The sequence below is a fragment of the Polaromonas jejuensis NBRC 106434 genome (genome assembly GCF_001598235.1).
GTDB classification, from domain to species: domain Bacteria; phylum Pseudomonadota; class Gammaproteobacteria; order Burkholderiales; family Burkholderiaceae_C; genus Polaromonas; species Polaromonas jejuensis.
The window spans coordinates 38963-63346 of the sequence record NZ_BCYO01000002.1; the positions used below are offsets into that span (position 1 = coordinate 38963).

Consider the following 24384-nt stretch of genomic DNA (forward strand, 5'->3'; position numbering starts at 1 on the left):
TAAGGGAACCCAAGTGAAGACATTGCCAAATCGTTCTGCATTTCTAAAAGCCCCCAGCGCGGCAACCATCACGGCACTGCTGGCCATCAGCCTGCTCGCGGGCTGTTCCACCATCAAGGACACGATGGAAGGCGAACGTGTCGACTACAAATCGAGCGGCGCCAGCAAGGCCCCTTCGCTGGACATCCCTCCCGATCTGACCCAACTCAGCCGTGAAACCCGCTATGTGGTTCCCGGCACGGCCGTCACGGCCAGCAGCTACCAGGTGGCCCAGCCCACCCAGACCGTGCCGACCGCTGCCACGGCAGTCGGTGACGTACGCATAGAGCGCGCAGGCAGCCAGCGCTGGCTGGTCATCAACCGCCCCGCCGACAAGCTCTGGGGGCCGGTCCGCGATTTCTGGCTGGAAAGCGGCTTTTTGCTGGCACAGGACCAGGAAAACCTCGGCATCATGGAAACCGACTTTGCCGAGAACCGTGCCAAATTGCCGCAGGACTTTATTCGCAACGCTTTGGGCAAGGTCTTCGACAGCATCTACTCCACCGGCGAACGTGACAAGTTCCGTACCCGGTTTGAGCGTCGCCCCGATGGCGGCACCGAGATCTATATCAGCCATCGCGGCATGGTGGAGGTGATTACCGGCTCCAAAACCGGACAACCAGCGTCGGGGGACAGCACCATCTGGCAGCCCCGTCCCGCCGATCCGGAACTGGAAGCCGAATTTTTGCGCCGCCTGATGGTCAAGCTGGGCGTGACACAGGAACAATCCAAGGCGCTGGTTGCCGCCGGGGCGAGTACGCAGACCTCGCGGGTCGCTCTGGTGAACAACCTGCCCGTGGTGCAGATCGATGAGGGGTTCGAGCGCGCATGGCGCCGGGTCGGCCTGGCACTGGACCGCACCGGCTTTACCGTTGAGGACCGCGACCGCAGCCAGGGCACCTACTTTGTGCGCTACGTCGAACCCGTCGCCGACAAGAGCGAGCCCGGCTTCTTCAGCAAGCTGTTCAGCAGCACCAAGTCCGCACCGCTGCCGCTGAAGTACCGCATCACCGTCAAGAGCCAGGGCGAAAGCACCACGGTGTCCGTCCTCAATGCACAGGGCGCGCCCGAGTCATCCGCCAATGCCCAGCGCATTGTTCAGGTGATTGCCGACGACCTGAAGTAAAAGCGGGCAAGTACCGCTGGCGGCCTCCTCGCCCCTGCCCCCATGTTGAGATTCAAGAGCCTGGGCAGCGGCAGCTCGGGCAACGCAACGCTGGTTGAAGCCGCGGGTGGGGCGCCGTTCCGTCTGCTCGTAGACTGCGGGCTGGGCATCAAACACCTCACCTACCGCTTGGGCGAGGCCGGGCTGCAGCCCGAAGACATCGATGCGGTGTTCATTACCCATGAACACGGCGACCACATCGGCTGCGCCAGGTCGCTGTCCCTGCGCCACCGGATTCCCGTCTGGATGAGCCACGGCACGCACGCCGCGATGGGTTCGCCGGATTTCGACGGCCTGCTTCGCACGGCACGTGACGGCGAGGCCATCGACCTGGGTGGCTTGCAGCTGACGCCCTTCAGCGTCCCGCACGATGCCCGCGAGCCCTTGCAGCTCAGCTGCACGGATGGCTCGGCGAAGCTGGGCATACTGACCGATCTGGGGCATGCCACGGCGCATGTCCTGGCGCATCTGCAAGCCTGTGACGCCATGCTGCTGGAATGCAACCACGATGCGGACATGCTGGCGCGATCGGCTTACCCCGCGTTTCTGAAGCGCCGGGTGGGCGGCCCCTATGGCCACCTCTCGAACAGCGCGGCAGCAGACATTGCCCGCGCGCTGGTGCACCAGGGCCTCAAGCACCTGGTGGCGGCGCATCTGAGCGCGCAGAACAACCAGCCCGCGCTGGTTCAGGCGCTGATCGCGGAGGCTTTGTCCTGCGGACCGGAAGACATCATGGTGGCGAAGCCGGATGTGGGGACCGGCTGGCTTCAGCTGTGATGCGGCAAATCCATCGCGGCATCCGGGGCCACAAGGCACTCATGCAGCCGCCATCAATCGCCAATACCAATAGGCCATAAAAAAACCGCCCAAAGGCGGCTTTTAGAATCGTTGAAGAACGATTACTTGGCAGCGCTGGCAGCAGCGGCAGCAGCAGCCACGGCAGCGTCAGCAGCTGGGGCAGCAGCGGCAGCAGGAGCAGAAGCGTCAGCAGCAGGGGCAGCAGCGGCTGGAGCAGCAGCAGGTGCTTCGACAGCGGGTGCGGGTGCAGGTGCAGGCGCTTCTTCTTTTTTACCGCAGGCAGCCAGAGCAGCAGCGGCAATAACAGCTGCCAAAACGAGTGACTTGTTCATTTTTACGATCCTTGATGAATTAAGAAAACAATTTCCGGAAATTGCCAAAATAAACCCAAACCAAAATTCAAGTTCTGTTTTGACAGGTGAAAGGACTCGCGCTCTTTCTACCCAGCTTTAAATTATATGCCGGATAGTACAAGCCTGAAAACCCTTAGTCGGCAAAACGCAACCAACCATGGGGCAGTCATTTCAAAAACCCGCCCGCACCGTTCAGAGCCCCAGAGTGGAGGCAGCGAAAGCCGGCGCGCTCTTGAGCAGTCGCTCATTCAGGCGCTCCCTCAAGGCCACGCGCCTGGCGGCCTCAGATCCCGCCATGCCCCTGCAGTGCTGCAGATCCAGTCGTTCAAATACCCAGCCGGGACCCCACAAGGCACTCGGCATGTCATCCACCGGCGTGCAAGCACTGCCACGGCATTCCACGATGTGCGCCCAGGTTCGCCGCCATGCCACAAAACGCGCGTGCTTTCGCTGCACTTCATCGTAATTCCTGGCGAGCATGGTGAGCTTGCGACCGGTCTTTGACCAGTCATTCAGGGCCTGAGCAACCACCCGCTCGCCCAAAGGCCAGTCTTCAAAGCTGGGGTCACACAAAATGATTTCACGCCAGCCCTGGGCCGCAGCCACGGCAAAGGCTTGCCGGATCAAATCGGTGAATTCGGCGCGGCCCGTGAATCGACCTTCCAGCAAAGCCGGGGGCACTCCGGGTAAGTCCTGTGAGTCCATGCGATGTCTCCTTGGCAGGCGTGAAATGAACACCGGCAATTCAGCGCTGGGGCGGCTCCCGCTGCGCTTGCAAGTCCTGCAGCAACCAACCGGCATCATGCCAGTCGCCCAGCAAGGCCATCGCCGACGCGCCGGCCTTGCGCAGCTCGCGGCCCGAGAGGCTGCGCTGGTCGGCGAGCTGGCGCATGAACGTGGCATCGGCGCCCCTGGCACGATAGCTTTCACCGTTGATGAACACATGCTCGGTGTCATACATCATGCGGGTCCGTGCATCCAGGCGGACGCTGCCCCGGCCGGCTTTGACGGCCTCGGCATCCCAGGCCTGCAGCGGCTCGTCAAACCACACGGAAGACTTTAGCTCGGTCATGTACTCACCCAGGGCGCAGGCCAGCGCCAGCGGGTCCTTCAGCGCCTCACGAACAGCCTGCTCGGCAAACGCGAGCAGCGCGGCCGGCAGCGCCGCAGGAGCTGGCGTCGCGGGTTGTGCCGGATCACGGTAAAGACGCGGCGGGCGGGCGGCACGGCGCGGCGCTTCGCCAGACGACCCCTCGGCCTCGTCCTCGCCGAACTCAGCCAGGCGGTGCAGCATTTCCGCCGCCAGTTCGGTCTGGCCGGGCGCCCTGAACCCTATGGAATAGGTCATGCAGTCAGCCGCTTTGCCGTCCGGGCCCGTGCATGCTTCGGCAACGCCGTCATGCGCATAACGCGGCGGCAGGTAGAGCATGTCACCCGCCTCCAGCACAAACTCCTCGTCAGGCTCGAAGTTCTGCAAAATTTTCAGGGGCACGCCCTGCTGCAGGCTGAGGTCCTTTTGCAGCCCGATCTTCCAGCGCCGACGTCCGCTGGCTTGCAACAGAAACACGTCGTAGCTGTCAAAGTGCGGCCCGACGCCACCGCCTGCCGTAGCAAACGAGATCATCAGGTCATCGAGCCGCGCGTCGGGCACGAAGCGGAATTTCTGCAGCAGCGCGTGCGCGCCGGGGTCGTGCATGTCGACCCCCTGCACCAGCAAGGTCCAGGCATTCTGGCCCAAGGGCGGCAGGCTTCTGGGCGCCACCGGCCCCTGCTTCATGCGCCAGCCCTTGGATTGCTGAACAATCAGCCGGGACTCCACATGGTCACGCGCAGCCAGCTTGAACAGCTCGGGCCGGCTTAGCAAGGGCCGGAACCCGGGTATGGCCTGGCGTACCAGAAGCGGCTTTTTCTGCCAGTGGCGGCGCATGAATTGCGCCGGGCTCAGGCCGGCGAGAAGGTCTAGAGGTTGATTAACATCCATGGGACAATTGTCGGATGAAAATCACCCCGCAATGCGTCGTCGCCCTGACATGGACGCTGAAAGACACCTTGGGCGATGTACTGGACGAACTGGACGAGCCCGTTGAGTTTTTGCTTGGCGGCAATGATTTGCTGGCCAAAATCGAAGAAGCCCTGCAAGGCCACCAAGCCGGGGACGAACTCAAGCTGCATCTGGAGCCCGAGAACGCCTTTGGCGACTATGACGAAAATCTGGTCTTCCTCGAACCCCGCAAACTTTTTCCGGCCGAACTGGAAGAAGGCATGACCTTCGATGGCGCGGCATTACCCGCCGGCTGCACGACCGGGATACCGTCCGCACGGATTTACACCGTGACCGAAATCTACCCCGAGCATGTCGTGCTCGACGGCAACCATCCACTGGCAGGCATTGCGATCCGCCTGGCCTTGAAAGTCGAATCGGTACGCGAGGCCAGCGAAGAGGAAATCGGGCAAGGCAGTTGCGGCACCGGCTTCTTCAAGGTGGAGACTTCGGCGCCGGGCAAGGACCAGTTGCACTGACGCGCCACGCCACCCCGCCGAGTCGCTTGGGCCGCGGCAAGCGGCAAAAGAAAAGCGGCCGGTCAGCGGTAAAGCTGGTTGTTTTCAACCCGCACACGGTCGCCGATGCGTACGTTGGGTTGCGTCGCGTAGTCGAAAGTCCGCACCATACCATCGTCCTGCTGCACGGTCACGCGGTAGATCTCGGTGACCGTGGGCGGGGTCCTGCCCTTTTCGATGGCGTTGCCCACCAGTGCGCCACCCAGCACACCGACCACTGTGGCGATGTCGCGGCCCGTACCCCTGCCCACCTGGTGGCCGACCACACCACCCACGACGCCACCGACGACAGCCCCAGCGCCGATTCCGGTGCTGGGCTGCTGCTGGGTGCGCACCAGTTCCACATTGGTCACCTGCCCAAATTGCACGGTGGCTGGCGCGGGTGCCACGGGATAGGTGGTGGTTGCAGGGTAAGTTGGCGCCATGCCGGGGTAGTTGGCGCAGGCGGACAAGGCAGCCAAGACGGCGGTGGCGGTCATCGCCTTCAAAAAGCGGATGTTTCGCATTGGAATCTCCTTCATCAACTGATGGGTCAAACGAGTCCTCAAGGAACCGTTGCCCCCAACCTGTTAACGCACCAGCCCCGGCCCCCGCAGACAGCGGCCGTCCGTCAAACCCTGACTGGCGAAGGGAGATTACCGGCTCAGGCCTTCCCGGTGGAGCCGTAGCCGCCCTCGCCGCGCGCGCTCGCAGCGGCAAATTCGGTCACCACCTGGAACTGCGCCTGCACCACTGGCACGACCACGAGTTGCGCAATGCGCTCCATGGGGGCTATGGTGAAGGCCACATCGCTGCGGTTCCAGGCGCTGACCATCAACTGGCCCTGGTAATCGCTGTCGATCAGGCCGACCAGGTTGCCCAGCACGATGCCATGCTTGTGGCCCAGCCCCGAGCGCGGCAGGATCAGGGCGGCGTAGCCGGGATCCTCCAGATGAATGGCAATGCCGGTGGACACCAGCTTCCAGGCGTTGGGCTGCAAGGTCAGCGGCTCGTCCAGGCAGGCGCGCAGATCGAGCCCGGCGCTGCCGGGCGTGGCGTATTGCGGCAGTTGATCCGCCATGCGCGGATCGATGATTTTGACGTCGATGATCATGTTTTTTGGCTTTCCGTCCTTGTACGGCGGGCGATATCAGCTATCAATTTGCGAGCAAGCTCGCGCTTGGAGGCACGCGGCAATTCCTGCGTTCCCTGCGCATCGACCAGCAGCAATGCGTTGTCGTCCCGGCCGAACGTGGCCGGCCCGATGTTGCCCACCAGCAGCGGCACGCCCTTGCGCAGGCGCTTGGCCTGCGCGTTGGCCACCAGGTCGTGGCTCTCCGCCGCGAAACCGACGCAGAACAGCGCCCCGCTTTTGCCGCGCGGCGACTGGGCGAGCGTGGCCAGGATGTCGGCGTTTTCGGTGAATCCCAGTTGCGGTGCCCGGCCCGAGCCGTCCTTCTTGAGCTTTTGGGTCGACGGCGCGGCGGGCCGCCAATCGGCCACGGCCGCAGTTGCTATAAAAACAGTAGCATCATGCGCCTGCTCCACAACGGCCTCGAGCATATTTTGCGCCGACCTCACGTCAATACGGGTCACACCACGCGGCGTGGGCAGGCTCACCGGGCCGGCGACCAGCGTGACCTCGGCCCCCGCTTCCCGGGCCGCGCGCGCGATGGCAAAGCCCATTTTTCCGCTCGACAGATTGGTGATGCCGCGCACCGGATCGATGGCCTCATACGTGGGGCCGGCCGTGACCAGCACGCGCTGGCCGGCCAACACCTTGGGGGCAAAAAACGCGATGATGTCTTCGAGCAGCTGCTCGGGCTCAAGCATGCGGCCGTCCCCGGTTTCACCGCAGGCCTGAAAGCCGTTGCCCACGCCCAGCACCTTGGCGCCGTCCGCCTCCAGCTGAACGAAATTGCGCTGCGTGGCCGGATGCGCATACATCTCGCGGTTCATCGCCGGCGCCACCAGCAGCGGCACCTTGTCGATGGGCCGGGCCAGGCACATCAGGCTCAGCAGGTCATCGGCGCGGCCATGGAGCAGCTTGGCCATGAAGTCGGCGCTCATGGGCGCGACCAGGATGGCGTCGGCCTCGCGCGACAGGTTGATGTGCGCCATGCTGTTGGGCTCGCGGCTGTCCCACTGGCTGGTGTACACCGGCCGGCCGCTGAGCGCCTGCATGGTGACGGGCGTGATGAACTGCTCGGCGGCCTCGGTCATCACCACCTGCACCGTGGCGCCGGCCTTGATCAGGGCGCGGCACAACTCGGCCGCCTTGTAGCAGGCGATGCCGCCCGAGAGGCCCAACACCAGATGTTTGCCGGCCAGGTCCAGCGCTTCTGCGCCGGCCAGGCCATTTGCTTGATTCGTCATGCCCCGCAATGTAGCAGCTAAGCCATAGCCATAGGGCCCCCAAGCCTGTCACCTGGTACACAAAACCGCCCCTTCCGCCTTGGCGTATCGGCCGGAAATGTGCCCGATTTAAGGCCCTGGCCGCCAGCGGTCATGCGCTCCCCCCGTATAATCTCCGTTTACCACCTCAGCGAACTTGCGGTTCGTTCCTGACATGACCAAATTTGTCTTCGTCACCGGCGGTGTGGTGTCTTCCCTGGGCAAGGGAATCGCCTCAGCCTCCTTAGCTGCGATCCTTGAATCGCGAGGCCTCACAGTCACTTTAATCAAGCTCGACCCCTACATCAATGTGGATCCGGGCACCATGTCGCCCTTCCAGCACGGCGAGGTGTTCGTGACTGACGACGGCGCGGAAACCGATCTCGACCTGGGCCATTACGAGCGTTTCATCGAAACGCGCATGCGCAAGCCCAACAACTTCACCACCGGCCAGATTTACCAGAGCGTGCTTGAAAAAGAGCGCCGCGGCGACTACCTGGGCAAGACCGTGCAGGTGATCCCGCATGTCACCAACGAAATCCAGGACTTCATCAAGCGCGGCGCGCGCTATGACACGCCCGAAGCCGTGGATGTGGCGATTGTGGAAATCGGCGGCACGGTCGGCGACATTGAATCCCTGCCCTTCCTGGAGGCGGTGCGCCAGCTGAGCCTGCGCCTGGGCTCCAACAACACCGCGTTTGTGCACCTGAGCTATGTGCCCTGGATTGCCGCCGCGGGCGAACTCAAGACCAAGCCCACCCAGCACACGGCCCAGAAGCTGCGCGAGATCGGCATCCAGGCCGACGCCTTGCTGTGCCGCGCCGATCGCCGCATTCCGGACGAGGAACGCGAAAAGATTTCGCTGTTCTCCAACGTGCCCGAGTGGGGCGTCATTTCCATGTGGGACGTGGACACGATTTACAAGGTCCCCCGCATGCTGCACGAGCAGGGTCTGGACGGCCTGATCTGCGACAAGCTGCGCCTGAACACGCCGCCCGCCAACCTCAAGCGCTGGGACGACCTGGTCTACGAAACCGAGCACCCCAAGACCGAAGTCAACATCGCCATGGTCGGCAAATATGTCGACCTGAGCGACAGCTACAAGTCCCTCAATGAGGCTTTGCGCCATGCCGGCATGAAGAACCACGCCAAGGTGGTCATCGAGTACGTGGACTCCGAAACCATCACGCCGGAAAACGTCGGACGTCTGGCGAAGTTTGACGGCATTCTGGTGCCCGGTGGCTTTGGCGTGCGCGGCGTCGAGGGCAAAATCTGCACCGCCCGCTTCGCCCGGGAAAACAAAATCCCTTACCTGGGCATCTGCCTGGGCATGCAGGTGGCCACGATCGAGTTTGCACGCCACGTCGCGGGCCTCAAGGACGCCAACAGCACCGAGTTCGACCCGGCCAGCCCCCACCCTGTCATTGCACTCATCACCGAGTGGAAAGATGCCGACGGCACCATCAAGACGCGTGACGAAAAATCCGACCTGGGCGGCACCATGCGGCTTGGCGCGCAGAGTTCCGACGTGGCCAAGGGCACGCTCGCGCACAAGATTTACGGCGATGTGGTGACCGAGCGCCACCGCCACCGCTATGAAGCCAACGTCAACTACCTCGATGCCTTGCGCAAGTCGGGCCTGGTCATCTCCGCGCTGACGCAGCGCGAGCACCTGACCGAAATTGTCGAACTGCCGCAGGATGTTCACCCCTGGTTCGTGGGCGTTCAGTTCCATCCTGAATTCAAGTCCACACCCTGGGCGGGTCATCCGCTGTTCAACGCCTACATCGCAGCGGCGCTCGAGCACCGTGCCACCGCCGGCCAGGAAGACAAGGCGGCCACAAAACCCCTGAAAGTGGTGGCATAACCATGAAACTTTGCGGATTTGACATCGGCCTGAACCAGCCCTTCTTCCTGATTGCCGGGCCCTGCGTGGTGGAGTCCGAGCAGCTGCAGATGGACACGGCGGGCACGCTCAAGGAGATCACCTCCTCCCTGGGCATCCCCTTCATTTTCAAATCCAGCTATGACAAGGCCAACCGTTCCAGCGGCACCAGCTTTCGCGGCCCCGGCATGGCCAAGGGCCTGGAAATTCTCGCCAAGGTCAAGCGCGAACTGAAGCTGCCCATCCTGACCGATGTGCACTCAGAAGCAGAAATCGCTGCTGTTGCAGCCGTCGTGGATGTGTTGCAGACCCCGGCCTTCCTGTGCCGCCAGACCGACTTCATTCACGCAGTGGCGCAGTCGGGCAAACCGGTCAACATCAAAAAAGGCCAGTTCCTCGCGCCCGGTGACATGAAAAATGTCATCGACAAGGCGCGGGCCGCGGCCCGTGAAAAAGGCCTGGACGAAGACCGCTTCATGGCCTGCGAGCGTGGCGCCAGCTTTGGCTACAACAACCTCGTGTCGGACATGCGCAGCCTGGCCATCATGCGCGAAACCCACGCCCCCGTGGTGTTTGACGCCACCCACTCGGTGCAGCTGCCCGGCGGCCAAGGCACCAGCAGCGGCGGTCAGCGTGAAATGGTGCCGGTGCTGGCGCGTGCCGCCGTGGCCGTCGGCGTGGCCGGCCTCTTCATGGAGACCCACCCTGATCCCGCCAAGGCCATGAGCGACGGCCCCAATGCCGTTCCGCTCAAGCACATGAAGGCCTTGCTGGAGACGCTGCTCGAACTCGACCGCGTGACCAAGAAAAACGGCTACCTTGAAAACAACTTTGGCGCATGAACATGAGCAACGTCCCCCAAGTTGCGAAGGCCCCCTTGGGGAGCAGCACCGTGCACGAAGTGTTCTCAAAGAGCGGCGCAGCGACAAACGTGGGGGCCAGATGACTAGCGCTTACATCATTGCCCACGTTACAGTTACGAACCCCGAACAATACGAAACCTATAAAAAACTCTCTAGCATTGCCATGCAGGCGCACGGCGCCGAGGTGTGCGTGCGCGGCGGCAAGATCGAGGTGCTGGAGGGCGACTGGTCACCCAGCCGCATGGTCGTGCTGAAATTCCCGAGCGTGGAGCAGGCACGCGCCTTCTACGAATCAGCCGAGTACGAGGCAGCCCGGCAATCGCGCCAGGGCATTGCTGTCATGCGCATGGTGCTGGTTGAGGGTGTGTGATTTGATTTTGTGATTTTTGTTTTCTGACTTTGAAAGAGCATAAATGAGCGCAATTGTTGATATCGTCGGCCGCGAAATTCTTGACAGCCGTGGCAACCCCACCGTTGAATGCGACGTGCTGCTGGAGTCCGGCGTCATGGGCCGTGCGGCGGTACCTTCGGGTGCTTCCACGGGCTCGCGCGAGGCCATCGAACTGCGCGACGGCGACAAGTCGCGCTACCTCGGCAAGGGCGTGCTCAAGGCCGTCGAGCACATCAATACCGAGATTTCTGAAGCGGTGCTGGGCCTGGATGCCAGCGAACAGGCCTTTCTGGACCGCACCCTGATTGACCTGGACGGCACCGACAACAAGTCCCGCCTGGGCGCCAATGCCATGCTGGCGGTCTCCATGGCGGTGGCACGCGCTGCGGCCGAAGAAGCCGGCCTGCCGCTGTACCGTTACTTTGGCGGCATGGGCAGCATGCAGTTGCCCGTCCCCATGATGAACGTGATCAACGGCGGTGCGCATGCCAACAACAGCCTGGACCTGCAGGAATTCATGATCGTGCCCGTGGGCGCCCCGAGCTTTCGCGAAGCCCTGCGCTGGGGTGCCGAAGTATTCCACGCCCTCAAGAAGATTCTCAACGACAAGGGCATCAGCACCGCCGTGGGTGACGAAGGCGGCTTTGCGCCCAGCGTTGAAAACCACGAAGCCGCCATTCAGCTGATTCTGGAAGCCATCGACAAGGCCGGCTACACCGCCGGCGAGCAGATCGCCCTGGCCCTGGACTGCGCTGCCAGCGAGTTCTACAAGGACGGCATGTACGTCCTCGAAGGTGAAGGCGGCCTGCGCCTGACAGCCCAGCAATGGACGGACATGCTGGCCTCGTGGTGCGACAAGTACCCCATCATCAGCATCGAAGACGGCATGCACGAAGGCGACTGGGATGGCTGGAAAATCCTGACCGAACGACTGGGAAAGAACGTGCAGCTGGTCGGCGACGACCTGTTTGTCACCAACACCAAGATCCTCAAGGAAGGCATCGACAAGCAGATTGCCAACTCCATCCTGATCAAGATCAACCAGATCGGCACCCTGAGCGAAACCTTTGCCGCCATCGAGATGGCCAAGCGCGCCGGCTACACCGCCGTGATCTCGCACCGCTCGGGCGAAACCGAAGACTCGACGATTGCCGACATCGCGGTGGGCACCAACGCCGGCCAGATCAAGACCGGCAGCTTGAGCCGCTCCGACCGCATGGCCAAGTACAACCAGCTGCTGCGCATCGAGGAAGACCTGGGCGAGATCGCTTCCTACCCCGGCCGCGACGCCTTCTACAACCTGCGCTAAGCGCAGCTTTTTGGCCCGCGCGTGGGAAATCGCTTCATCCCTGCCGTCCTGATTGCGCTGCTGCTGCTATTCCACGCGCAACTCTGGGTGGGGAGGGGCAGCCTTCCCAGCGTGCGTGAAATGCAGCAGCGGCTGGACGAGCTACTCGCGAAAAATGTGCGTGATCAGGCCAGCAACGACCAGCTGGCGGCCGAAGTCCGGGACCTCAAAGAGGGGCTGGAAATGGTCGAAGAAAAGGCCAGGGGAGAACTGGGCATGGTCAAGCCCAACGAGATCTTTGTACAGATCACCCCCAACAAGCCGTCCGGCAAGTCATCGGCAGCCCAGGCTCAGTAGCCTGCCCCACCCCATCGATCGCCCTGCGGCATGACTGTGCTGAAAATTGCACTGCTCGGCGCGCCCCATACCGGGAAGTCGCAGCTCGCGACCGCGCTGACCGAATCGCTGAAGTCCCTGGAACGGCAAGCGCTTGTCGTGGTCGCCGATACGCCTGAGCTTCAGGCCGGCATGGGCGGCTACGACCTGACGCTGCTCATGGGGCTGGAAACCGCCGCCGATGCCAATGTACGCGGCGAATCGCTCAATGCCGCTGGGCTGGCGCAGGAAAGCCAGGCGGCGGCAGACCAAACGCTGCGCCGCATGCTGGCGCAGGCCGGCGTGCCTTACCGGGTCATTTATGGCGCAGGGGAAGAGCGCTTGGCCCAGGCACGCCATGCCATTGAGAGCCTGTTGCAGTGCACCGGCAAGCCCATGCAACAGCATCCCAGGCCCGCCGGCAAGCCCGGCGCCTGGGTATGGATTTGTGACAAATGCAGCGACCCACAATGCGAACACCGGCTGCTGACCGATCTGCTGGCTCAGCGCGGTCAGGCCGTTTGAGCAAGGCCCTTATAGGCTGCCGGTCAGCCCTTGGTGGCCGGCCAACAGCCGCAACGCTCACTGCACCGTTGGCGTGGGCGGTTGCTGGCGGCTCTGGCTGGTGAAAATATGCGCCGCATCCACGGGGTCGAAATCGTACTGCGCGCCACAAAACTCGCAGGCCACATCGACCTTGCCGCGCTCGGCAATGATGCTTTCGATTTCTGCGGTGCCCAGGCCACGCAGCATGCTGCCCACGCGCTCACGTGAGCAACTGCAGGCAAAGCTGGGCGTCAACGGTTCAAAGCGGGTGGTGGGCTCTTCCCAGAACAGGCGGCGCAAAATCGTGTCGGCGTCCAGCGTCAGCAACTCCTCGCGCTTGAGCGTGGCGGCCAGCAAGGCGATGCGCTTGTAATCTTCATTGAGGCCTATCTGGTCCTCATTGGCATCACGGGCAGCCCGGCCTTCCAGGTTGTCCTGCCCCTTGACCGGCAGGCGCTGGATCATCAGCCCCGCAGCGACATTTCCGTCGGCCGCCAGAATCAGCTTGGTGTCGAGCTGCTCGCTTTGCAGCATGTAATGCTCCAGCACCTCGCCCAGGTTTTCAATCTTTTCATGCCGGTCGCCGTACAGCGGCACCACCCCCTGGTAGGGCTGCTGCCCCGGCTGCTTGTCCTTTGGATCCAGCGTGATGGCGCAGCGGCCCTGGTTGCCGACATTCACCAGCTGGCTCAATGAGCTGCCCGGATCGATGGCGCCCGTCACGGTCGCCGTCGCACGCAGGCTCAAGTCGGGCTGCACCTCGGCCACGGCCAGCTTGACCGGGCCATCGCCGAAAATCTGCAGAATCAGCGCGCCATTGAACTTGATGTTGCTCTGCATCAGCGCGCCTGCCGCCGTCATCTCGCCGAGCAGGTGCATGACCTCGGCCGGATAACTGCCAGCGGCTTGCCGGCGCTTGAGGATTTCCTGCCAGGAGTCGGTCAGGCGCACCAGCATGCCGCGGACCGGCAGGCCATCAAAGATAAATTTATGAAGTTCAGACATGGCAAAAAAGTAGGATACAGACCGGGAAGAAGAAAGAAGCCGGGCGTTCAGCCCAGCTTCTTGAGCCCGGTCTTGTAGCGCCGGGCATTGTTCATATAGCGCTGCGCGCTCATTTTTAAACCCTCAATCTGTTCTGGCGAGAGTTGCCGCACCGCCTTGGCCGGACTTCCCAGAATCATGCAGCCATCGGGAAACTCCTTGCCCTCGGTGACCAGTGACCCGGCGCCGACCAGGCAATTTTTGCCAATCTTCGCACCGTTGAGCACCACCGCCTGGATGCCAATCAGCGAACCGTCGCCAACGGTGCAACCGTGCAGCATGGCCTGATGGCCAACCGTCACGTTTTCGCCGATGACCAGGGGTGTGCCTGGGTCCGCATGCAACACACTGTTGTCCTGGATGTTGGAGCCCTTGCCCACGCTAATGGCCTCGACGTCGCCCCGGACCACCACGCCGAACCACACGCTGCTGTTCTCAGCCAGCGTCACCTTGCCCATGACCTGCGCGCTGTCGGCTACCCAGGCTGAGCCGTGGATGGCGGGGGTCGAATCGTCCAATTGGTAAATGGCCATGGGAGTCCTTGGTGAAATGGTCTGGGGGAATGGTCTGGGAAATGGGCTTTTGATTGTAAGGAACCCCAGCCCAGCGCTTTTCCAGGGGCAGGGGCTCGGGCCTGGCCCGCACCATCGTTGACAATCCAGCCATGACCGCCGCGCCCCCATGCACAGAACTGCGCCAGTTGGCCCTGCAGGCCCTGCTGGAGCCAGATTTTCAAAGAAAAGTGGCTCTAGCCCTTTATATTCGGGCGCAAGCAGCTACTCTTTCAATAGCAACTGACGCAGACTTCCAGGTCCCTGCCGGCGTGCCCGGCTGCCCGGCGCGGCCCGAGCTGCGCTCGCACCTGGATGTCCCCAAGCGTTCCCCCTTCACCCAGGAGGGCCTGGCCGCCCTGCTCCATGCGGTGACCCACATCGAGTTCAACGCCATCAACCTGGCGCTGGACGCCGCCTGGCGCTTTGGCGGCATGCCGCCGGCCTACTACCTGGACTGGCTGAAAGTGGCGGCCGAGGAGGCCCATCACTTCAGCCTGCTGCGCGGCCAGCTGCAAACCATGGGCTACGACTACGGCGACTTCCCGGCCCACACCGGCCTGTGGGACATGACGCAGAAAACCGAAGGCGACGTGCTGGCGCGCATGGCCCTGGTACCGCGCACGCTGGAGGCCAGAGGGCTGGATGCGACCCCGCCCATGCAGGCCAAGCTGCGCAAGGTCGGCACGCCCGACGCACTGCGCGCGGTGGCTATTCTGGACGTCATTCTGCGCGACGAAATTGGCCACGTGGCGATTGGCAACCACTGGTACCGCCACCTGTGCGGCCTGCGCGGGCTGGAGCCGGTCGCCACCTATGCGGCGCTGGCCCGGCAATACGGCGCACCCCGGCTCAAAGGTCCCTTGAACCTGGACGCGCGCCGTGATGCCGGGTTTGACGATGCCGAGCTCGCCCTGCTGAGCGCCAAGGCCTGAGATGCCGGTTCTGCCACGGTCCAGGGGCCGGTGGCAGAAACTTTTCAAGGGCGCTAGACTGAGCGGATACCGAAAGGAGTTTGCGCATGATCCGGCACCTGGTCCCCGACATCCCCTCGCAAATGGCCCACCTGCCCGCAGACGTCGCCCTGCAACTGCCCCAGGGCCAGCGGCTGGGGGCGGCCAACGCCGCAGTCAAGCTGTCGTTCTCCAACTGGTCGAGCATCGCCCGCCTCAAGGCCGGCCAGATCGGGGCGCTGGCCGAGGATTATGTAGAGGGCAAGCTGCAGCTTGAAGGCGCCATGCGCGATGTCATGCGCGCGGTGACCAAGCTGCTGCCCGGCAACCCGGTCGAAAGCGACATGGGCTGGTGGTCCCACCTTCTGCGGCGGGCCAAATCCATGGCCGCCCACACCCCCGCCAAAGACGCGGCGCAAATCCAGTTTCATTACGACGTGTCGGACACGTTTTACGCCCTGTGGCTGGACCCGCGCCGGGTGTATTCGTGCGCCTACTACCGGGATGCGGCCATGACGCTGGCCGAGGCCCAGGAAGCCAAGCTGGACCACATCTGCCGCAAGCTGATGCTGCAGCCGGGCGAGCGCTTTCTGGATATAGGCGCGGGCTGGGGTGCGTTGCTCATGTGGGCGGCCGAGCATTACGGCGTCGATGCCACCGGCATCACGCTGTCGAAAAACCAGCATGCCCATGTGCAGCGGCTGATTGACGAAAAAGGCCTGGGCCGGCGCGTGCGCATCGAGCTGCGCGACTACCGCGACATGCCTGAAGACCGGCCCTTCGACAAAATCTCATCGGTGGGCATGTTCGAGCATGTGGGGCAAGCCAACATGAACGCCTACTTCACAAAAATCATGCGCCTGCTGGCCCCCGGCGGACTGGTCATGAACCACGGCATCACGGCCGGCGGGCTGGAAAACCGCCAGCTCGGCGCCGGCATGGGCGACTTCATCGAAAAATACATCTTCCCGGGTGGCGAGCTGATGCATGTCAGCGCGGTGCTGGAACACCTGGCCCGCTCGGGGCTGGAGATGGTCGACACCGAAAACCTGCGTCCGCACTATGCCCGCACGCTGTGGGACTGGTCCGATGCATTGGAGGCGCGGCTGGACGAAGCGCGCAAAGTTCTGGCCGCGGACGGCGGCCCGGAACGCGCCGAAAAAACCCTGCGCGCCTACCGCTTGTACCTGGCGGGCAGTGCCATGAGTTTTGAGCAGGGCTGGATCGCACTGCACCAGGTGCTGGCCGCGAAACCCTCTGGCGATGTGGGCAACGGCCCGGACAAGGGAGCCCAGTCGGTCTACCCCTTCAACCGGGACTATATGTACGCCGAGGCCAGCGCGCCACGCTAGGAAGGCAGCGCACCTTGCTGCCGCATTTCAGCGATCTGCCCGGAAAACCCTGCGCTTGGCCCTGCACGCTATCCCCGCGGATGATGCTGCGCATGCAGCGACTTCAGGCGCTCCCGCGCCACATGGGTGTAAATCGTGGTGGTGGAAATATCGGCATGGCCCAGCAGCATTTGCACGGCGCGCAAATCGGCGCCATGGTTCAGCAAGTGGGTGGCAAACGCATGGCGCAAGGTGTGCGGCGACAGCGGCGACGTGATACCGGCCAGGCGCGCGTACTTTTTGACCAGCATCCAGAACATCACCCGGCTCATGCCCTGGCCGCGCCCCGTCACAAACAGGTCGTCGGTCTGCTGGCCGCCCAGAATCGCCGGCCTGGCATCGGCCAGGTAAAGCACGATCCACTCGCGCGCCACCTGCCCGAAGGGCACCAGCCGCTCCTTGCCGCCCTTGCCCATGACGCGCAGCACACCTTCATTCAATCCCACGTGAAAAGTCTTGAGCCCGACCAGCTCGCTGACGCGCAGGCCGCTGGCGTACATCAGTTCCAGCATGGCACGGTCGCGCTGGCCAAGCGGAGTCGCTGCATCCGGCGCGGCCAGCAAAGCCTCCACCTGCGCCTCGCTCATGGTCTTGGGCACCCGCAAGGCCTGTTTGGCCGATTGAAGTTTCAGCGTGGGATCCGCCGCAATCCGGCGTTCGCGCAACGCCCAGCGAAAGTAGCGCTTGAACACGGTCAGTCGCCGGTTGGCCGACGTGGCCTTGGTGGCGGCATGCCTGACGGAAAAGTAGCTGCTGAGGTCGCCCTCCACTGTCTCGTCGAGCTTGCGGCCGCCCTGCTCCTTGGCGCCCAGCCAGGTCGCATAAAGCGACAGGTCGCGCCGGTAGGCCGCCAGCGTATTGTTGGAGAGTCCATCTTCCAGCCACAGGGCGTCTATAAACGCATCAATACTGGACTGGCTTTCTGGGTGCATGGGGTGGACGATAACAAAAAGAAAAGCCGCCTCGCAGGCGAAGGCCTGCAAGAGCGGCTTTGAAGCGGCTTTGAAACGGCTTGAATCGGCCTGGCCGGGGGCTACAAATTAATCCAACTTGAGCTTGGCGGACTCCACGACCTTTTTGTAAACCTCGTATTCGGCCTTGATCTGCGCCGAGAATTGCTCAGGCGTGTTGGCAATGATCAGCGAACCCGTGTCTTCAATACGCTTGCGGATCGCCGGATCTTCCAGGGACTTTTTCACGCCGGCACTGACCTTGTCGACCACCTCTTTCGGCAGGCCCTTGGGCCCCACAATGCCGTAATAAGCCATGCGGTTCACAGGCTCCAGCCCCACTTCCTTGAAGGTCGGCACATCGGGCAACACGGCCAGGCGCTGGGGCGCAGCCACCACGATGGGAATCAGGCGCTTTTGCTGGATGAAAGGCAACGCGGAGGGGATGTTGTCAAAAATCATGGGCACCTGGCCCGCTACCGTGTCGTTCAGCGCCGGGCCGGCACCGCGGTAGGGAATGTGCGTCACAAAGGTGCCGCTCAGGATTTTGTACAACTCCATCTGCAGATGCCCAATGCCGCCGGTGCCTGACGATGAGTAGGAATATTTGCCCGGATGCTTCTTGAGTTCGGCCACGAACTCCTTGTAATTCCTGGCCGGGAAGCTCGGGTGCACCGCGATGATGTTGGGCGTGGCAGCGATATTGATGATGGGCGTGAAGTCCGTCAGCGGGTTGTACGGAATTTTGGGGTTGATGGCCGGGTTGGCGGCGGTGGTGGACACCGTGGCCACGCCCAGCGTGTAGCCGTCGGGAGCCGCCCGGGCCGTTTCGGAGGCACCGACCACGCCGCCGCCGCCAGCCCTGTTCTCGACGACGACGGCTTGGCCCAAGGCCTTGCCCAGCGGCTCGGCAATCACGCGGCCCACGATGTCGGTGGTGCCGCCGGGTGCAAACGGCACCTGCAGCTTGATGACCTTGTTGGGATAGCCCTGCGCCAAGGCAGAACCTGCCGCTGCGGCCAATGCGAGCGCAGACAACGCAGAGCAGGCAAACAGATAACGACGTTGCATATTCAAATCCTTACAGTAAAACAGCTGGAATGGTAAGCGCAAGATGTGTTCCTGCCTCTTGTGGATTACGCATAAGGGCTAACCCGAACGATTTGCGGTTATTCTCGGCCGGGTGAATTACGCGCAACTTCTTTTTCCCGATTTTTCCCTCATCCTCTGTGGTTACCTGGTCTGCCGTTACACCGCCCTGAACCGGACTGTTTGGGAGCAGGTTGAAAGCCTGGTTTACTACCTGCTGTTTCCGGTCCTGCTGTTCCACTCGATCGTTAAAAGTCCGCTGGATTTGCTGGCCGCGTCCAGCCTGATCAGTGCCGGTTTGCTGATGGGGCTCGCGGGCATTGCGATGGCTTACAGCCTGCCGCACCTGCCCTGGCTGGGCCGGCATATCGATCCCCGCGAACATGCGGCCAGTGCCCAGGTGTCCTTTCGCTTCAACTCCTTCATTGGCCTGGCGCTGGCCGACCGGCTGGCCGGCAGCGAGGGCCTGCTGCTGATTGCGGTGCTGATCGGGGTGTGCGTGCCGCTCTTCAATGTGGCTGCGGTATGGCCCATGGCCAGGCACGCGCAGCGCGGCTTTCTGCGCGAACTGGTGCGCAACCCGCTGATCCTGGCCACCGCCACCGGCCTGGCGGCCAACCTGCTGGGCTTCACCCTGCCCGTCTGGCTGGAGCCCACGGTGACGCGCATCGGCGCCGCCTCACTGGCGCTGGGCTTGATGGCGGCCGGCGCCGGCATGCAGTTTGGCCATCTGTCGCAGGCCAAGACCCTGGCGGTGGCGGTGCTGTCGATACGGCATCTGCTCCTGCCTCTTGTGGCATTCGGCCTGGCCAAAACGTTTGGCCTGTCTTCTGCGCAAGCCACCATCCTGCTGGCGTTTTCTGCGCTGCCCACGGCCTCCAGCGCCTATGTGCTGGCGGCGCGCATGGGTTACAACGGCGGCTATGTGGCGGGACTGGTGACCTTGTCGACCATGCTGGGCGTCGTGAGCCTGCCGTTTGCGCTGGGCGTGCTGCGCTAGTGTGGTGTTGCATGCTTGACGGTGCAAATAAAACCGATGGATTTTTGTTCAGGGCAAGGCGCAAACCACAGCAATAGTTCCACTATTGCGAGGATTTGCAACGCCGCCATGGACGAAAAGACGCGGTTTTATGTGCCGGATAGCGTGCAACACCACACTAGCTTGAGGGTGCCTTGCCGGCGGGGGCTGGCGACGCTCCGCAATCGCTATCAATTAGATAGCCATCTACACCCGTCAATCAAGGGCTAACGGCCAATTTCATTGAGAAATCGCCCACAGCACATGTTCCCTGACCACTTCGCTCGGGTGATCCGCGCGGGCTTGCAAGCTGGCCCGTATCTCAGCCGCCCCGGCGCACTGCGCGCGCAGCGCATTGCCCATGGCCACCGCAATATTACGCAGCCAGCGCTCATGGCCGATGCGGCGTATGGCACTGCCTTCGGTGAATCGCAAGAACTCTTCCTCGGTCCAGTCAAACAGGGTCACGAGCTGCTGCCCCGTCAGGCCGCGCCGCTCATCAAAGTCCGGCAGGCTGCTGCGCTGGGCGAACTTGTTCCAGGGGCAAATCAGCTGGCAGTCGTCGCAGCCATAAATACGATTGCCCATCAGGGGCCGCAGCTCCAGTGGAATGGGCCCGGCATGTTCAATCGTCAGGTAGGAAATGCAGCGCCGTGCATCGAGCTTGTACGGCGCAATGATGGCCTGCGTGGGACAGATCTTGATGCAGGCGCTGCAGGTACCGCAGTGCGGCATCACCGGCTCGCTGGGCGGCAAGGCCAGATCCACATAAATTTCGCCGAGGAAAAACATCGATCCCGCTTCGCGGTTGAGCAGCAGCGTGTGCTTGCCGCGCCAACCCTGCCCGCTGCGCGCGGCCAGCTCGGCTTCGAGCACCGGGGCCGAGTCGGTGAAGGCGCGGTGCCCCAGTTTTTCGACATGCGCCGCAACGCGCTCACCGAGTTTTTGCAGGCGGCTGCGCATGATCTTGTGGTAATCGCGGCCGCGGGCATACACCGACACAATGCCTTCGGCGGGCCGCTCAAGGCGGCTGAACTCAATCGCCTGCCATTCGCCGGGCGTGTCGGAGGTGGAGGCCGGCAAATAGTCCATCCGTGCCGTGATGACGCTCACGGTACCGGGAATCAGTTCCGCCGGCCGCGCGCGTTTGAGCCCGTGCGCCGCCATGTAATGCATGTCACCATGAAAACCTGCAGCCAGCCAGGCCGATAATCCGGGTTCGGCCGACGATAAGTCAACACCCGCTATGCCTATTTGCGAAAATCCAAGCTCGCGCGCCCAAGTTTGAATTTGACCTACAAATTGATGATTGAATTGATGACTGCTCAGGACCACCCGCTGATTGTAAAAAACATTCTCTGGCAGGACGAGGCCGCAACCCTTGCCTTTGCGCAGGCATTGGCCCGGCAGCCGGCGATTGGCCGCTCCCTGATTGAGCTGCAAGGCGATCTGGGGGCGGGCAAAACCACCTTTGTGCGCCATCTGCTCAAGAGCCTCGGTGTGCAAGGCCGCATCAAAAGCCCGACTTACGCGGTGGTGGAGGCTTACATGCTGTCCGCCTCCAGCCTGAACCCGGGGCTGAATATCTGGCACTTTGATTTTTACCGTTTCAATGACCCGCGCGAGTGGGAAGAAGCCGGCTTTCGCGATATTTTCGCCAGCCCCGGACTCAAGCTGGTGGAGTGGCCGGAAAAGGCCGGCCCGCATTTGCCGCAGCCGGACCTGCTGCTGCATATCGAGGCGCTGAGCGGCGACGTCCGCGCCGTCACGCTGACAACCGGCACGGCCACAGGCGCGGAGCTGCTGGCATGACGCACAAGACCGCCAAACACCCCAGCCGGCGCAGCGCCTTGCAACTGGGCGGCGTCGCGCTGCTGCTGGGCGTGCAGCACATCGCCCGCGGCGCCACCATTGTGGCGGTGCGCGTCTGGCCTTCCAAAGACTACACGCGACTCACCATCGAATCCGATGGCGAAATCAAGGCCAGGCAGTTCTTTGTGGCGGAGCCGCCGCGCCTGGCGGTTGACATTGAAGGCATAGACCTGATCCCGGCGCTGCGCGAGCTGGTGGCCAAGGTGAGATCGGACGATCCGAATATTTCCGGCATTCGCGTCGGGCAGAACGCCCCCGGCGTGGTGCGGCTGGTGATAGACCTGAAGCAGCCCATGCTGCCGCAGGTATTCACCCTGCCGCCGATTGCGGCTTACCAGTACCGGCTGGTCTTTGACCTCTATCCGGCGCAGCCGCCGGACCCGCTGGAAGCCCTGATTGCCGAACGGCTCGCGGGCAACCCACCCGGGGCCAGCCCCGCGGACGGCGCGGGCCATGATCCGATTGGCGACCTGATTGCACAGCAGGCCGGCAAACCCGCTTCGGGCGCCGCCGCCGGTTCCGGCCGGCCGGCAGACAACAAGCCTGCAGGCGCTGCCAAAGCCGCACCAGAGCTGACGGCCACGGCAAAAGGCAGGTCGGAGGGCAAGGCAGACCGCCTCGTCATCGTCGCGCTGGACCCAGGCCACGGCGGCGAAGACTCCGGTGCGGTCGGCCCTGGCGGCACGCGTGAAAAAGATGTGGTGCTGCAAATTGCGCACCGCCTGCGCGACCGCATCAACCAGCAGCCCAATATGCGCGCCTACCTCACGCGCGATGCGGATTTTTTCGTCCCCCTCCATATGCGGGTACAAAAAGCCCGCCGCGTGCAAGCCGATCTGTTCGTCAGCATCCATGCCGATGCCTTTTTCACGGCCAGGCCGCAGGGCGCCAGCGTCTTCGCTCTGAGCGAAAAGGGCGCGTCCAGCAGCGCCGCGCGCTGGATCGCCGACAAGGAAAACTCCGCCGACCTGGTGGGCGGCATCAACGTCAAGGCCAAGGACGTGCAGGTTCAGAAGGCCCTGCTGGACATGAGCACCACCGCGCAGATCAACGACAGCCTGAAACTGGGCAGCGCCATGCTGGGCGAGATCGGCAATGTCGGCAAGCTGCACAAACCCCGCGTCGAGCAGGCGGGCTTCGCCGTGTTGAAGGCGCCCGACATTCCCAGCGTGCTGGTGGAAACGGCCTTCATCAGCAACCCTGACGAAGAGGCCAGGCTGCGCAGTGATGACTACCAGATACAGCTCGCTGATGCGCTGATGCGCGGCATCACACGCTACTTCGCCAAAAATCCACCGCTGGCGCGCAACCGCGCGCTGTAGAAATTGGCGAGCCAAAGAGAGAGGCGCCGCGTCCAACTATTGCCCAACTCTGCCGACACAGCGCGGTGCCCTTCTCCTACAGGCGCAACCCAGTTGAGCCGCTACAGTGAAATCACAGGCAACGCCAGGACATAAGCCAGTGATTAAAACGGCATGCCGATAGCGAAAGAGCCTGAAACTCTTGGCAAAGGTGATTCTTATGCGTACGAAAATTCTGATCTCCGCAGCAGCGGCAACCCTCATCGCCCTGACCGGCTGCGGAACCAACCCCACCAGGGAACAAATTGGCACGGCCACTGGCGCCGTAGTAGGCGGTGTCGTTGGTAATGCGCTGTTTGACAACACGGTGGGCACCGTGGGCGGCGCTGCCGCGGGTGCAGTGATCGGTCATGAAGTCAGCAAGAAGAGGAGATAAGCAATGGTGCAATTGCCCGGCTGACGCGGTCATGCCGGGTAGACCAGTGAGTTGACTCTCAACTCACTGTCGCACACAGGCGACTCACTGAACTTCAGTGAGTCGTCTTTTTTTTCGTGATCTCGTCGAGATAGCTGCCGACCTTGTAAACCTCGCTGACGCCGCCAGAAGAGGGTCCCAAACACCGCATAGTCGGCTTCAGCCCTGATCACATCACCGCCCTGCGACAGGATGCGTGCAGGGCTGATGACATGGCGCATGTCATACAGGCGGTTTGCGTGATCAGGCTATGCCTGTTTCACGAACGCATTGCACCATCCCTCGGCACTGACCAGTTTCCCCGGATAGATGGCGCACGAGCCAACCGCAGCGCCCGCCTCGCGGGCCCGAAACAGCTGGCATTGGCCACATTTTTGTCCGGCGACGTATTTCGGAAAACTGCTGCTGTCGACCTTGCTGGCATCAGTCCTGTAGCCCAGGGCGCTCGCCTGGGGATAAGACTCCATCAGCATGGATGCTTCCGCGTGCGTCACGTCCACAGCGACGAAACCGGCCGTGCCGAGGATGGATTGAATGGCAAAGATTCTGCGGTTGACTTTCATGGCCCCTCTCCTTCACACAAGTGACAATTTCCGCTTCACGGTCCGGGAACGCCGATTTCCATGATCTGGCCGCGACTCTCATACGCCTGATAAGCTTCCAGCGCCGTCAGGTCCTCGCTGCCAATTTCCTGACTGTCACCACGCATGGCGGCGACGATGCACCAGTTGATGAACTCCTGAACCGTCACCACCCGGCCGAACTGCTGCTTGAACTTGGGAAAGGTCTCGGGATGCGTGGCCGCGCCGCTGGGATGGCACATATTGCAATTCTGGCCATTGGTGCCCAGCTGGCGATCCTTCCACAGCGCCGCCCCGCGCCTGATCACCTTGTCGGTTTCTTCCTGGGTCTTGCGCACCAGCGCCGGGTCCAGTTTCGGACTTTGCACATGAATGCCTCGCGGCGCCTTGGTCGCCTCGTCCGCCGCGGCGACACCGGGCGATGACTGGGCTATCGTGACCAGCACCGCCAGCATCGCGGGCAGCACTATTTGAATGCTTGGTTTCATGATTTCCCTCCCTTGCCGGCTTCACTTCGATCTGAC

The 24384-nt window shown here is 62.8% G+C and carries 29 protein-coding genes; 15 read left to right on the forward strand and 14 right to left on the reverse strand.

Going from position 1 to position 24384, the window contains the following annotated elements; genetic code table 11:
• Positions 1-13 precede the first annotated feature (13 nt).
• Both bamC and PJE01S_RS02605 read left to right on the forward strand, forming a co-directional pair.
• A complete protein-coding gene (bamC, locus tag PJE01S_RS02600) occupies positions 14-1165 on the forward strand; it encodes an NlpB/DapX family lipoprotein (protein WP_068831596.1) in 1152 nt (383 codons plus the stop codon).
• 42 nt (positions 1166-1207) lie between these two features.
• Entirely contained in the window at positions 1208-1981 is a 774-nt protein-coding gene (locus tag PJE01S_RS02605) for an MBL fold metallo-hydrolase (protein ID WP_068831597.1), read from the forward strand.
• Here the strand turns inward: PJE01S_RS02605 and PJE01S_RS25645 are convergent.
• The 3 genes from PJE01S_RS25645 to PJE01S_RS02620 all read right to left on the reverse strand — a co-directional run bounded on the left by PJE01S_RS25645 (position 1935) and on the right by PJE01S_RS02620 (position 4336).
• Positions 1935-2303, reverse strand: coding sequence for a hypothetical protein (locus PJE01S_RS25645; protein WP_068831598.1), 369 nt, complete (start codon positions 2301-2303; stop codon positions 1935-1937). The genes PJE01S_RS02605 and PJE01S_RS25645 overlap by 47 nt on opposite strands.
• 244 nt (positions 2304-2547) lie before the next feature.
• Entirely contained in the window at positions 2548-3060 is a 513-nt protein-coding gene (locus PJE01S_RS02615) for a hypothetical protein (protein WP_068831599.1), read from the reverse strand.
• Positions 3061-3100: 40 nt separating this feature from the next.
• Entirely contained in the window at positions 3101-4336 is a 1236-nt protein-coding gene (locus tag PJE01S_RS02620) for a cupin domain-containing protein (protein ID WP_068831600.1), read from the reverse strand.
• Positions 4337-4350: 14 nt separating this feature from the next.
• Between PJE01S_RS02620 and PJE01S_RS02625 the strand changes: the two genes are divergently transcribed.
• On the forward strand, positions 4351-4875 hold the full coding sequence (locus PJE01S_RS02625; protein ID WP_068831601.1) for an FKBP-type peptidyl-prolyl cis-trans isomerase: 525 nt from the start codon (positions 4351-4353) through the stop codon (positions 4873-4875).
• Positions 4876-4937: 62 nt separating this feature from the next.
• Here the strand turns inward: PJE01S_RS02625 and PJE01S_RS02630 are convergent, their stop codons facing one another.
• The 3 genes from PJE01S_RS02630 to coaBC all read right to left on the reverse strand — a co-directional run bounded on the left by PJE01S_RS02630 (position 4938) and on the right by coaBC (position 7269).
• Positions 4938-5420 (reverse strand): outer membrane lipoprotein, encoded by a 483-nt coding sequence (locus PJE01S_RS02630; protein ID WP_068831602.1) that lies wholly within the window; start codon positions 5418-5420, stop codon positions 4938-4940.
• 137 nt (positions 5421-5557) lie between these two features.
• Positions 5558-6007 (reverse strand): dUTP diphosphatase, encoded by a 450-nt coding sequence (gene dut / locus PJE01S_RS02635; protein WP_068831603.1) that lies wholly within the window; start codon positions 6005-6007, stop codon positions 5558-5560.
• Positions 6004-7269 (reverse strand): bifunctional phosphopantothenoylcysteine decarboxylase/phosphopantothenate--cysteine ligase CoaBC, encoded by a 1266-nt coding sequence (gene coaBC / locus PJE01S_RS02640; protein ID WP_068831604.1) that lies wholly within the window; start codon positions 7267-7269, stop codon positions 6004-6006. The genes dut and coaBC overlap by 4 nt, the downstream gene beginning before the upstream one ends.
• Before the next feature lie 193 nt (positions 7270-7462).
• On the opposite strand from coaBC, the gene pyrG reads away from it, so the two are divergent.
• The 6 genes from pyrG (at position 7463) to PJE01S_RS02670 (ending at position 12614) form a co-directional block, all read left to right on the forward strand.
• Positions 7463-9154 carry a CTP synthase gene (gene pyrG / locus PJE01S_RS02645; protein WP_068831605.1) on the forward strand — a complete coding sequence of 564 codons (1692 nt, stop codon included), beginning with the start codon at positions 7463-7465 and terminating at the stop codon, positions 9152-9154.
• Positions 9155-9156: 2 nt separating this feature from the next.
• On the forward strand, positions 9157-10014 hold the full coding sequence (gene kdsA / locus PJE01S_RS02650) for a 3-deoxy-8-phosphooctulonate synthase (RefSeq protein WP_068831606.1): 858 nt from the start codon (positions 9157-9159) through the stop codon (positions 10012-10014).
• Between the two features lie 100 nt (positions 10015-10114).
• Positions 10115-10405, forward strand: a complete 291-nt coding sequence (locus PJE01S_RS02655) for a DUF1330 domain-containing protein (RefSeq protein WP_068831607.1) — start codon at positions 10115-10117, stop codon at positions 10403-10405.
• Positions 10406-10448: 43 nt separating this feature from the next.
• Complete coding sequence (gene eno, locus PJE01S_RS02660) at positions 10449-11735, forward strand: phosphopyruvate hydratase (RefSeq protein ID WP_068831608.1); 1287 nt, start codon at positions 10449-10451, stop codon at positions 11733-11735.
• 21 nt (positions 11736-11756) lie between these two features.
• Entirely contained in the window at positions 11757-12071 is a 315-nt protein-coding gene (locus tag PJE01S_RS02665) for a septum formation initiator family protein (protein WP_068831609.1), read from the forward strand.
• Between the two features lie 30 nt (positions 12072-12101).
• Positions 12102-12614 carry a hypothetical protein gene (locus PJE01S_RS02670; protein ID WP_068831610.1) on the forward strand — a complete coding sequence of 171 codons (513 nt, stop codon included), beginning with the start codon at positions 12102-12104 and terminating at the stop codon, positions 12612-12614.
• Positions 12615-12671: 57 nt separating this feature from the next.
• Here the strand turns inward: PJE01S_RS02670 and hslO are convergent, their stop codons facing one another.
• Both hslO and PJE01S_RS02680 read right to left on the reverse strand, forming a co-directional pair.
• Positions 12672-13640 carry an Hsp33 family molecular chaperone HslO gene (gene hslO / locus PJE01S_RS02675; protein WP_068831611.1) on the reverse strand — a complete coding sequence of 323 codons (969 nt, stop codon included), beginning with the start codon at positions 13638-13640 and terminating at the stop codon, positions 12672-12674.
• Between the two features lie 47 nt (positions 13641-13687).
• On the reverse strand, positions 13688-14212 hold the full coding sequence (locus tag PJE01S_RS02680; protein WP_068831612.1) for a gamma carbonic anhydrase family protein: 525 nt from the start codon (positions 14210-14212) through the stop codon (positions 13688-13690).
• Positions 14213-14343: 131 nt separating this feature from the next.
• Here PJE01S_RS02680 and PJE01S_RS02685 point away from each other — a divergent pair, with 131 nt between their 5' ends.
• On the forward strand, positions 14344-15165 hold the full coding sequence (locus PJE01S_RS02685; RefSeq protein ID WP_068831613.1) for a ferritin-like domain-containing protein: 822 nt from the start codon (positions 14344-14346) through the stop codon (positions 15163-15165).
• A gap of 86 nt (positions 15166-15251) precedes the next feature.
• Positions 15252-16535: a class I SAM-dependent methyltransferase gene (locus PJE01S_RS02690; RefSeq protein WP_174548505.1), complete on the forward strand. Its 1284-nt coding sequence runs from the start codon at positions 15252-15254 to the stop codon at positions 16533-16535.
• A gap of 68 nt (positions 16536-16603) precedes the next feature.
• Here PJE01S_RS02690 and xerD read toward each other — a convergent pair whose 3' ends face one another.
• The gene (xerD, locus tag PJE01S_RS02695; protein ID WP_068831914.1) at positions 16604-17506 is read right to left on the reverse strand and encodes a site-specific tyrosine recombinase XerD; all 903 of its coding nucleotides are present in this window, start codon (positions 17504-17506) and stop codon (positions 16604-16606) included.
• A 108-nt stretch (positions 17507-17614) separates the two neighbouring features.
• Entirely contained in the window at positions 17615-18595 is a 981-nt protein-coding gene (locus PJE01S_RS02700) for a tripartite tricarboxylate transporter substrate binding protein BugE (protein ID WP_068831614.1), read from the reverse strand.
• Between the two features lie 112 nt (positions 18596-18707).
• Between PJE01S_RS02700 and PJE01S_RS02705 the strand changes: the two genes are divergently transcribed.
• A complete protein-coding gene (locus PJE01S_RS02705) occupies positions 18708-19613 on the forward strand; it encodes an AEC family transporter (protein WP_068831615.1) in 906 nt (301 codons plus the stop codon).
• Between the two features lie 258 nt (positions 19614-19871).
• On the opposite strand, the gene queG is transcribed toward PJE01S_RS02705, so the two are convergent.
• Positions 19872-20921, reverse strand: coding sequence for a tRNA epoxyqueuosine(34) reductase QueG (gene queG, locus PJE01S_RS02710; RefSeq protein WP_174548513.1), 1050 nt, complete (start codon positions 20919-20921; stop codon positions 19872-19874).
• 27 nt (positions 20922-20948) lie between these two features.
• On the opposite strand from queG, the gene tsaE reads away from it, so the two are divergent.
• The 3 genes from tsaE (at position 20949) to PJE01S_RS02725 (ending at position 23240) form a co-directional block, all read left to right on the forward strand.
• The gene (tsaE, locus tag PJE01S_RS02715) at positions 20949-21443 is read left to right on the forward strand and encodes a tRNA (adenosine(37)-N6)-threonylcarbamoyltransferase complex ATPase subunit type 1 TsaE (protein ID WP_068831617.1); all 495 of its coding nucleotides are present in this window, start codon (positions 20949-20951) and stop codon (positions 21441-21443) included.
• Positions 21440-22825 (forward strand): N-acetylmuramoyl-L-alanine amidase, encoded by a 1386-nt coding sequence (locus tag PJE01S_RS02720; RefSeq protein ID WP_068831618.1) that lies wholly within the window; start codon positions 21440-21442, stop codon positions 22823-22825. Before tsaE ends, PJE01S_RS02720 begins: the two co-directional genes overlap by 4 nt.
• Before the next feature lie 199 nt (positions 22826-23024).
• A complete protein-coding gene (locus PJE01S_RS02725) occupies positions 23025-23240 on the forward strand; it encodes a glycine zipper 2TM domain-containing protein (RefSeq protein WP_068831915.1) in 216 nt (71 codons plus the stop codon).
• A gap of 29 nt (positions 23241-23269) precedes the next feature.
• Here PJE01S_RS02725 and PJE01S_RS24965 read toward each other — a convergent pair whose 3' ends face one another.
• Genes PJE01S_RS24965 through PJE01S_RS02735 form a run of 3 tightly spaced genes read right to left on the reverse strand, consistent with a single transcriptional unit; the run spans position 23270 to position 24348 of the window.
• Entirely contained in the window at positions 23270-23500 is a 231-nt protein-coding gene (locus PJE01S_RS24965) for a hypothetical protein (protein ID WP_157090203.1), read from the reverse strand.
• Between the two features lie 27 nt (positions 23501-23527).
• The gene (locus PJE01S_RS02730; protein ID WP_068831619.1) at positions 23528-23842 is read right to left on the reverse strand and encodes a high-potential iron-sulfur protein; all 315 of its coding nucleotides are present in this window, start codon (positions 23840-23842) and stop codon (positions 23528-23530) included.
• Positions 23843-23877: 35 nt separating this feature from the next.
• Positions 23878-24348: a hypothetical protein gene (locus PJE01S_RS02735; protein ID WP_157090204.1), complete on the reverse strand. Its 471-nt coding sequence runs from the start codon at positions 24346-24348 to the stop codon at positions 23878-23880.
• Positions 24349-24384: the final 36 nt, after the last annotated feature.